Origin of the sequence: Sedimenticola hydrogenitrophicus (genome assembly GCF_029017505.1) — a bacterium.
GTDB classification, from domain to species: domain Bacteria; phylum Pseudomonadota; class Gammaproteobacteria; order Chromatiales; family Chromatiaceae; genus Sedimenticola; species Sedimenticola hydrogenitrophicus_A.
In genome coordinates this window covers 1-8,655 of record NZ_JAQGEI010000067.1, presented here as the reverse complement: position 1 = coordinate 8,655, position 8,655 = coordinate 1, and the positions used below count along the sequence as shown (strand labels likewise).

Genomic DNA, 8,655 nt, shown 5'->3' with positions numbered 1-8,655 from the left:
ATTTGAGACAACGGGAGAAGGACATACGGACCTACACAGAGAGGAACAAACCGTGACCCCACGATTTGAACGTTTCACACGAAAGGCGAGTGCGGAACCCGGGCTGCGCTTCAACGCCCTGATGGGGATGTTGAGCGAGCCGGAGGGACTGCACGAGAGCTTCGCGCGCCAGGACGGAAGCAAGGCGCCCGGAGTGGATGGGATAAGGAAGGACGACTATGCCGACGGCGTAGACGAGCGAATAGCATCGCTATCAGCCCGCCTGCGCCGAATGGGCTACCGGCCCAACCCGGCCCGGCGGACCTACATCCCCAAGGGGGATGGCGGCTATCGACCGCTGGGGATTCCCAGCTTCGAAGACCGATTGGTGCAGGATCGGCTCAGCCACATCCTGCAGGCGATCTGGGAACCGGAGTTCCGCGACTGCTCCTATGGATTTCGTCCCGGTCGAAGTGCGCACGATGCACTACGGCGGGTGGCGGAGGTAATCACCAACGAGCAGACCCAATGGGTGGTCGAGGCCGACATTAAAGGGTTTTTCAACCACGTCAGTCACGACCACCTGATGCGGTTTCTGGAACACCGGATAGCCGACCCGAACCTGCTTCGAATCATCGGTCGATTCCTCAGGGCGGGCGTCATGGAAGACGGCGTGTTTGGAGCCACCACCGAGGGAACCCCGCAAGGCGGATTGGTTTCACCGGTGTTGTCGAACATCTACCTGCACTACGTACTGGACCTGTGGTTCGAGAAGCGCTTTACGCGGCAGTGCCGAGGCAAAGCGTACCTCATCCGCTATGCGGACGACTACATTGCCTGCTTCCAGTACGAAGGGGATGCCAAGCGCTTTTACCAGGCGATGCAAGAGCGTCTGGCGGACTTCGAACTGGAAATCGAACCCAGCAAGAGCGCGATCCTGCGTTTTGGTAGCACCGCGCTACGGAGCGACGGAACGTCAGTTGGGCAGGGCACGCGAACCTTCAGTTTTCTCGGGTTTACCCACTATGTCGGCCGCAGTCGAAAGGGTCGATTCGTGGTGGGCCGTCAAACCGATGGCAAGCGCAAACGCAAGAAGCTCAAGGCGCTCAGTGCGCGCCTGCGGGCGATGCGTGGCAAGGGCGGAAAGGCGATGATTGCCTTTCTGAGGCGACATCTTCAGGGGCACATCCAGTACTACGGCGTCAGCGGCAACAGCCGGGGCGTGGCGAGCTATGTCTACTTCGCCACGCACTACCTGTACAAATGGTTGAACCGGCGCAGCCAACGGCGTTCACTGACCTGGAAGCACTTTGGAGAAATCATCCGTCCCCTGTTGCCCCTGGCCCGGATCGTCCATGACCTGTATCCCATGCCTAAGTGGATGACTCAAACCGGGAGCCGGATGGTGTAACACTCCAAGTCCGGTTCTGCGAGGAGCCGGGGACGAACCGATGCATGGCTGAGATATTGTGGCACCGCCGGGAAACCAGGCGGCAACAGAGAATACAAACTTCGGCCTAACCGTCGGCAAGGAACCGGCTTACTCTCCGATGAAAAACCCAATGTCTCACACGTAGGGTGAATGGATAGTTTTTCATCTGACCCCAAACTTCCCAAACTTCCCAAACTTCCAATGCGCCTGGTGCAACCGGATTGATTTGTCTTCGACCCTCAAGGGCCACTACAGTGATTATGGACACCTAGCCGTTGACAAGCAACTCGCGTCAGCTTGGGAGTCACCTCCTATTACCACTTCAATTTGTGGGTGTCCACAATTGCTAATGGGTGAACTACCTGACCGAATGACCGTTGCAGGAATGACTCCCAATCAATTTGTGGGTGTCCATAATTGTTGCCATTTTCTCGGGACAATATCCTTTTAGCATTTATACAATCTATGGGTGACTTCTAAATTTCTTCCGGGGTTACGTTAATAAATTGGGGGTGTCCCGATTTCGGGTTTCGCAACCGATTTCGGGCGCTGTGAATGGTTCGGCTCATTTTCCATCGGAGTGCTGGCTGCGGGGGTGCATTTTAGATGGTGGAATCTGGCGACTCGCTCAACAATTGGTTCGCTGATTGAAAGCGTTCTTCCACCTCATGGCGGTCCTCATCTTCCGGCAACCCGCCACCTGCCCCGCGCTTGATCATCCTGGCGTGCCGTAACAGCGCAACACGGTCCTCTGACCGTTGCACGGATCCCGCGATCTCGGCAATCGTTTCCAGCAGACGGATGGTCACCGCAGCGCTGGAACGGCCATATTGCCGGATCTGGTTGAACGCCGCATTCGTGACGTCCGGGAACGTGAAGTCAGGCGTAATGACCCGAAGCTGATCCTGAGTGTCATGTCGATAAGGCGACGGCATGTCTCGTTGAGCCAGGCGGCACAGTGCCGACCCCAGGTGGTCCACACACGTCACCGCCGTGAATGGGTCATTCACCCCGGGGGAGAGAGCCCGTATCGCGATTTCGACAAGCTGGTTGATCGCGAACTCAATGTCCTGACCGGACGTACGCTGGTTACCCAGGGCGAACGCGGAATTGACGCGCTCTATCAGCTGATCGGTAACCCTGTTTCCTGGCCAGACCAGCGCCAGCGGGCGCGTAGCAACGACATAGTGACCGGGTCGTCGTACCAGTCGAATAACGACATCCTCTTGCATGGCCAACGCCATCAGGGCGTCTCCATCGACGAACTGTAGATAGCCATCCCCGGTAGATTCAATCGGACGCGCCTCCCGATCAAACCTGTCGAGGAAGTCTGCGTCGGGTGGCTCCGTTGGTATCCGAGGTGCTCCCCGTCCTATGGTTTCCGGAAACAGCCGCTCTATTCCCTCAATCAACTCTCTTCCGGTCCGCGCCACGATCTCGTTGGCCTGGATCGAAACCGATACGTGATGGATAAAGTAGATCAACACCCCCACGCTCACCACCGCGAGCAGCACACCGAGGGCGACAGACAGGTGGGGGACGAAGCGGGTCTCCTCAGCGCGGCGGATGGTGCGGAGGACGAGCAAACAGTACAGGAAGGTCGCGACGAACGTACCGAGTACCATTTGGGTCGTGGTGTCGCGCATAAAACTGCGGAGCAGACGGGGTCCGAGCTGTGACGAGGCAAGCGACAGGGCGACCAGGGTCATCGAAAAGACCACCCCGGCGATGGTGATCATTGAACCCGCGATGGCCCCCAGCAAGGAACTCGCCCCCTCCGCTCCACCGGTGAAACTCCAACCCCAGTTAAGCGTCAACCATTCCGTCACCGGCGTATCCAGGGCGACGGTTGTGAAGGCCAACACCATTGCCCCGCCGGCCATGACTGCCGGGAGAAACCAGAAACTGGAACGAACGCGGTCCCATGTTTTGAAAAGCTGTACTCTCATGATGACGCGTCCTCATTCATTCGCATGTCCGACGGGGCTCAACAGCTTGATTATGCGTCTCGTGCATTATTTTTGGGAAGCGACTTATCGTTCTACGCATTAATGGCCTTTTCTAGGCTGCCTGACTCGGCTGGAATGCTGGATGGATGGGGATTTATAGCATCCTGCAAGCAGATATTCCTTTGATTCTCAACAGGTTAATAGACAGTGGGGGGCGAGGTGAAATAATTTCGCAATCGTCTCGAAACATTGTAGCATTGGTTAGCCAGAGCCGATGGTCTGATACCGCAGGGTCCGGAAGGGCGCGACGGGTCGAACCTCCAGCAACCGGCGGCTGCCAAATCCCCTCAATCCCCAAACAGCTGGCTCACCCGCTGAGCAATGAGGGCAACATCACGACGCTCACCGGCACTCAGCTCCAGCGGAATCTCCTGCTGGATTTCGGTCGGATGGCCACCCAGGATGAACAGCCGCTGGGCCAGTTGCACCGCCTCGTGGGGGTCGTGGGTCACCAGCAGCACCTTGAGGTCATGGCGTTCGATAATGTCCAGCAGCAGCAGGCGCAGTTGCGCGGCGCGTGCCCGATCCAGGGAGTTGAACGGTTCGTCCAGGATCAGGACCTCCGGCTCCACTACCAGGGCGCGGGCCAGGGAGACCCGGCGCGCCATCCCCAGGGAGAGCCGGGAGGCCTCCAGCGCGGCGACCTCCCGCAGGCCGACCTCGTCCAGCAGCTGGTGGATTTTTTCCCGCCGGTCGGGCGCGACCAGGGCGATGTTGTCATAGACGCTGCGCCACGGCAGCAGGCGCGGCTCCTGAAACACAAAGCCGAGCCGCGCGTTGTGGTGGTCGACCTCGCCCGTGAAGTCGGTATCAAGACCGGCGAGGATGCGCAGCAGGGTGGTCTTGCCGCAACCGGAGGGGCCGAGCAGGGCGGTGGTTTCACTGCGCCGCAGCTCAAAGCGGATATCCCCCAGGACGGGTTTGCGGCGGAAGGCCTTGTGCCGGATGGCGACCTGCATCAGACCACCCGCCAGCGGTTGACGCGACTTTCCCAGGGGCGGATCAGGCCGTATTCGATGCCCCAGATGATGACGATAAAGGCCAGTGAATAGGCCAGTATCCCGGCCACATCAAACATCTGGAAATAGAGATGCAGCTGAAAACCGACGCCGTTGCTCCGTCCCAGCAGCTCGACCACCAGTACGATCTTCCACACCAGCGCCAGGCCGGAGCGGGCGGCCGCCGCGATGAAGGGAGTCAGTTGCGGCCAGATCACCTCTTTCAGCGTCACTCTCCGGGACAGGCGGTAACAGCGCGCCATCTCCAGCAGGTCGCGGTCGAGGGCCTTGGCCCCCTCGCGCAGGGTGACCGCCACGTTGGGGATCTTGTTGATGGCCACGGCCAGGATTGCCGCCACCTCGTTCAGGCCGATCCACAGGTAGCAGAGGATGATCACCACCAGGGCCGGCAGGTTGAGCATAAGCAGCAGCCAGGGATCGAAAAACCGCCCGGCGGTTTTATGCAGTCCCATGAACAGGCCGATGGCACAGCCGATGGCCATGGCCAGGATAAAGGCGGCGAAGACGCGCCCCAGGGTGATCAGGCTGTGGCGGAGCAGATCGCCCTGGCTTAGTTCACTGCCGATACGCTGGAACACCTGCCAGGGGGGCGGCAGGATATCGGCCTCGGTGAAGAGGGTGGCCAGCATCCAGAGTCCCAGCAGCAGCAACAGGGAGGCGATCTGCAGGCCGGTCCGGCGCAGTGGCCGGCCGAGCGACGCGGGGAGCTTCAACATCGCCAGGATGCCGCGTTCGGTTGAGGGCTCAACCGGGCGCTCGACTGAGGATTCCGGGTTAATAGCGTACCGCCTCGATGAAGGTGCCGGGGGCCAGCGCGGTGGCCTTGCCGACCAGCGGCTCCCCGCCCAGCTCCGCCAGCAGACTGAACAGGTTGGCCGCCTCGCGGCGTTCCACCTCTCCCCAATGGGTCGGTATGCCCGCCTTGTAGCCCGCTTTCAGGGTTTGAAGACTGGCCGCGCTGTCGGCATTCATCAACGGCTCGAGGGTCAGCCAGGCGTCGGGCTGGGTGGCCAGGATCGCCTTGGCCCGGCGTGCCGCCCGGTCGAAGGCCTGAACCAGGTCGCCCGGGTTGTCGCTGAGCGCGGGGCTGAAGACATAACCGACCATCGGCACGTCGGCCGGCATGCCGAGCTGTTCCAGGACGTCGCCGATGTCGACCAGGCGCCTGAAACCGGCGGCCTCCAGCCGGGCGGCGTAGTGCCAGAAGGTGACGACCGCATCCAGTTCACCGCTTTGCAGTTTCTTGGCCAGCAGCGGCGGCGCGCCGTAGACCGCATCGATCCGCTGCTTCAGGTCGATGTGGTACTGCTGCCGGGCGAGGGCCTGGATCAGCAGCCAGCTCTTGTCCACCGGTCCCCCGGCGATGCCGACCTTTTTCCCCTGCAGCTCGGCCAGGGTGGTGATGCCGCTGTCGGCCGTTACCATGAGGGCGCCGTTCATCCGCGAGTAGGGGATAAAGCCGTAACCGCGTCCGGCACTGCGCTGACGCGAGACCCAGAGCCAGTCATTGACGATCACATCCACCGTGCCGCCGTGCAGGGCGGTGGTGGTGGCCAGTTTGCCGGCATAGGGGGTCACCTCCAGGTGGAAGCCTTCCGCCTCGTCCAGCCGATACTCCTTGATGGTCTGCAGCTCCCAGTTCACGGTGCCGAACTTGAGTACCCCGGCGCGCAGGGTCGGGGTAGCCGCAACGGCCGGTTGCAGGGCGCAGAGGAGTGCCAGGATCCAGACCAGACCGAATTGCCGCATGCCGTCTACTCCTGCCGGGAATCGAGTTTAAATGGAGCCGGGTTAAGGGCTCGTCTCGTCTGCCATGGAATGATCAAATTCTCTTGAGAAATTCGATCACCGCCTTTCGCTGCGCCTCGTCCTTGAGCATGAAGCTCATTTTTGACCTGCCGCCACCCTTCGACTTGAGGTATTTGGTCGGATTGTCCAGGTAGGCGTGGATCTCCTCTTCCGTCCAGGTGATGCTGGAACTGCTGCAAGCAGCGGCATAACCCTTGGAGTACTCATAACCCTCCACGCTGCCGCACGGGCGTCCCAGCACGCCGCTCAGGTGCGGACCGAATTTTGGGGCGTCACTCGGATTGGTGGTATGGCAGGACGCGCATATCTGGAATACCGACTCCCCTCCGGAAGCCGACACCGGGCCGGCAAACAGCACCAGGCCGGACGCAAGTGCCGATGCAAAGGTCATTGCAGCGATCTTACCCATGGATCTTCTCCTGAATTGATTAAGTCGGTTATGACGGGTCATGGACCCACTGCCATAAAAAATCTGTGGCTAAAAATGCCAAGGCCCGGGTCGCTTGGCAATTCGCCTTTTGTCTTATGCTAATTGGACTTTTGTCGCATTGTGATGGCCGGCGCCGGCTCACTAACATTTTTAGAACGAATCAATTCCTGAGTGACGGGGCGTAACATGCAATTTCTAGTTCTTGGCTCGGCGGCCGGTGGCGGTTTTCCTCAATGGAACTGCAACTGCGGCAACTGTCAACGCGCCCGTGCCGGGGATCCGGCCGCCACTCCCCGCACCCAGTCGTCGCTGGCGGTGAGTGCGGATGGCGAGCACTGGTTTCTGCTCAATGCCTCCCCCGATCTGCGTGAACAGATCGCATGCAACCGGCCACTGCATCCCCGCCGCGGCAAGCGGCACAGCCCGATCCAGGGCGCGGTGCTGACCAATGCCGATGTGGATCACGTCGGCGGCTTGCTGACCCTGCGCGAGAGTCAGCCGTTGAATATCTATGCCACCCGCCGCGTGCAGGGCGTGCTGCGGGACAACAGCCTGTTCAATATCCTCAATCCGGAGTTTGTCGAACGCATCGGGCTGCCGATTGAGGAACCTGTTGAACTGCGCCATACCGACGGTGCCCCCTCCGGCCTGGTCGTCACCGCCTTCCCGGTGCCGGGAAAAGTCGCCCTCTATCTGGAGGATGCCACGGCCGGGGAGAACTTCGGCACCGTGGCGGAGGATACCGTGGGCCTGCGCATCAGCAGCGGCGACCGGGTGGCCTATTACCTGCCGGGCTGCGCCGCCCTGCCGGCGTCATTGCAGGCGCGCATAGCGGGTGCCGAGCTGGTGTTTTTCGACGGCACCACCTGGACCGATGACGAGATGCTCACCACCGGAGTCGGCCACAAGACCGGCCAACGCATGGGCCATATGTCCATGTCCGGCGCGGAGGGCAGTCTCCAGGCCTTTGCCGGTATCCCTGTCGGACGCCGGGTATTTATCCACATCAACAACACCAACCCGGTCCTGCTCGACGACAGCCCGCAACGGCGCGAAGCCGAGCAGGCGGGCTGGGAGATCGGCTATGACGGAATGGAGATCATGCTATGAACACACCACTCACTCCAGATCAACTGGAAGACGCACTGCGGGCGATCGGCGCGGAGCGTTATCACAACCTGCACCCGTTTCATAAGTTGCTCCATTCCGGGCAGTGCAGCCGCGGCCAGGTGCAGGCCTGGGCACTCAACCGCTACTACTACCAGTGCGGCATCCCGCGCAAGGATTGTTCGCTGATGGCGAACATGGAACAGAAGTCGATGCGTATCGAATGGCGGCAACGCTATTTCGATCACGACGGACTGGGTGAGGATGAGGGTGGTATCGAGCGCTGGCTGCGCTTGACCGGCGCCCTGGGGCTGGATCGCGACTACGTGATCTCCACCCGGGGGATACTCCCGGCCACGCGGCATGCCGTGGATGCCTATATTCATTTCGTGCGCGACAAGCCGCTGCTGGAGGGGATCGCCTCCTCGCTTACCGAACTGTTTGCCCCGGCCATCCATGCCGAACGTATCTCCGGCATGCTGGAGCACTATGACTTCGTCGATGACTCCATGGTCGGCTATTTCCGCGAGCGACTGAGTCAGGCGCCGCGCGACGTGGAGTTCGCCCTCTCCTACGTCCGGCAGCAGGCAGTGACCGTGCCGCAGCAGCAGGCGGTGCTGAATGCCCTGCGTTTCAAGACCGATGTCCTGTGGGCGCAGCTGGACGCGCTCTATTTCGCCTACGTGGCACCCGGCATGATCCCGCCCGGAGCCTTCATTCCCGATTAGTAACCTCCGTACTCTCACGCGTTGTCCTCCCGCCGCTGCATTCCGTATGTAGCGGCGTTTTTTTGTCCAGGGATGGCCGGGAGCGGCTTTGGGCAGGGATGGCGTTATGCCGCCGAGGCGAGGGCCGTAGGGGCAACCCCCC

Annotated in this window: 8 protein-coding genes; 3 read left to right on the top strand and 5 right to left on the bottom strand. The window is 60.9% G+C overall.

Translation table 11 applies throughout. The features are described from left to right. The first annotated feature begins 52 nt into the window (after window positions 1–52). Window positions 53–1,390, top strand: coding sequence for a group II intron reverse transcriptase/maturase (gene ltrA / locus O9K64_RS23030; RefSeq protein ID WP_275100473.1), 1,338 nt, complete (start codon window positions 53–55; stop codon window positions 1,388–1,390). A 623-nt stretch (window positions 1,391–2,013) separates the two neighbouring features. On the opposite strand, the gene O9K64_RS23025 is transcribed toward ltrA, so the two are convergent. From O9K64_RS23025 to O9K64_RS23005, 5 genes are all read right to left on the bottom strand, one after another. Beyond that, a complete protein-coding gene (locus O9K64_RS23025) occupies window positions 2,014–3,360 on the bottom strand; it encodes a DUF2254 domain-containing protein (protein ID WP_275100472.1) in 1,347 nt (448 codons plus the stop codon). Between the two features lie 347 nt (window positions 3,361–3,707). Next, window positions 3,708–4,379: an ABC transporter ATP-binding protein gene (locus tag O9K64_RS23020; protein ID WP_275100471.1), complete on the bottom strand. Its 672-nt coding sequence runs from the start codon at window positions 4,377–4,379 to the stop codon at window positions 3,708–3,710. Next, window positions 4,379–5,155 (bottom strand): ABC transporter permease, encoded by a 777-nt coding sequence (locus tag O9K64_RS23015; protein WP_275100470.1) that lies wholly within the window; start codon window positions 5,153–5,155, stop codon window positions 4,379–4,381. Before O9K64_RS23015 ends, O9K64_RS23020 begins: the two co-directional genes overlap by 1 nt. A gap of 58 nt (window positions 5,156–5,213) precedes the next feature. After that, window positions 5,214–6,188, bottom strand: coding sequence for an ABC transporter substrate-binding protein (locus tag O9K64_RS23010; protein ID WP_275100469.1), 975 nt, complete (start codon window positions 6,186–6,188; stop codon window positions 5,214–5,216). A gap of 73 nt (window positions 6,189–6,261) precedes the next feature. Beyond that, window positions 6,262–6,657: a c-type cytochrome gene (locus O9K64_RS23005; RefSeq protein WP_275100468.1), complete on the bottom strand. Its 396-nt coding sequence runs from the start codon at window positions 6,655–6,657 to the stop codon at window positions 6,262–6,264. A 207-nt stretch (window positions 6,658–6,864) separates the two neighbouring features. On the opposite strand from O9K64_RS23005, the gene pqqB reads away from it, so the two are divergent. Together pqqB and pqqC are read left to right on the top strand one after the other, a co-directional pair. After that, window positions 6,865–7,788: a pyrroloquinoline quinone biosynthesis protein PqqB gene (pqqB, locus tag O9K64_RS23000; protein WP_275100467.1), complete on the top strand. Its 924-nt coding sequence runs from the start codon at window positions 6,865–6,867 to the stop codon at window positions 7,786–7,788. Beyond that, the gene (gene pqqC / locus O9K64_RS22995; RefSeq protein ID WP_275100466.1) at window positions 7,785–8,513 is read left to right on the top strand and encodes a pyrroloquinoline-quinone synthase PqqC; all 729 of its coding nucleotides are present in this window, start codon (window positions 7,785–7,787) and stop codon (window positions 8,511–8,513) included. Before pqqB ends, pqqC begins: the two co-directional genes overlap by 4 nt. Window positions 8,514–8,655: the final 142 nt, after the last annotated feature.

Excerpts from the sequence above, each read along its gene's own strand:
- O9K64_RS23025 (WP_275100472.1), bottom strand. The coding sequence starts at position 3,360 with ATGAGAGTACAGCTTTTCAAAACATGGGACCGCGTTCGTTCCAGTTTC.
- O9K64_RS23020 (WP_275100471.1), bottom strand. The coding sequence starts at position 4,379 with ATGCAGGTCGCCATCCGGCACAAGGCCTTCCGCCGCAAACCCGTCCTG.
- O9K64_RS23015 (WP_275100470.1), bottom strand. The coding sequence starts at position 5,155 with ATGTTGAAGCTCCCCGCGTCGCTCGGCCGGCCACTGCGCCGGACCGGC.
- O9K64_RS23010 (WP_275100469.1), bottom strand. The coding sequence starts at position 6,188 with ATGCGGCAATTCGGTCTGGTCTGGATCCTGGCACTCCTCTGCGCCCTG.
- O9K64_RS23005 (WP_275100468.1), bottom strand. The coding sequence starts at position 6,657 with ATGGGTAAGATCGCTGCAATGACCTTTGCATCGGCACTTGCGTCCGGC.
- pqqB (WP_275100467.1), top strand. The coding sequence starts at position 6,865 with ATGCAATTTCTAGTTCTTGGCTCGGCGGCCGGTGGCGGTTTTCCTCAA.
- pqqC (WP_275100466.1), top strand. The coding sequence starts at position 7,785 with ATGAACACACCACTCACTCCAGATCAACTGGAAGACGCACTGCGGGCG.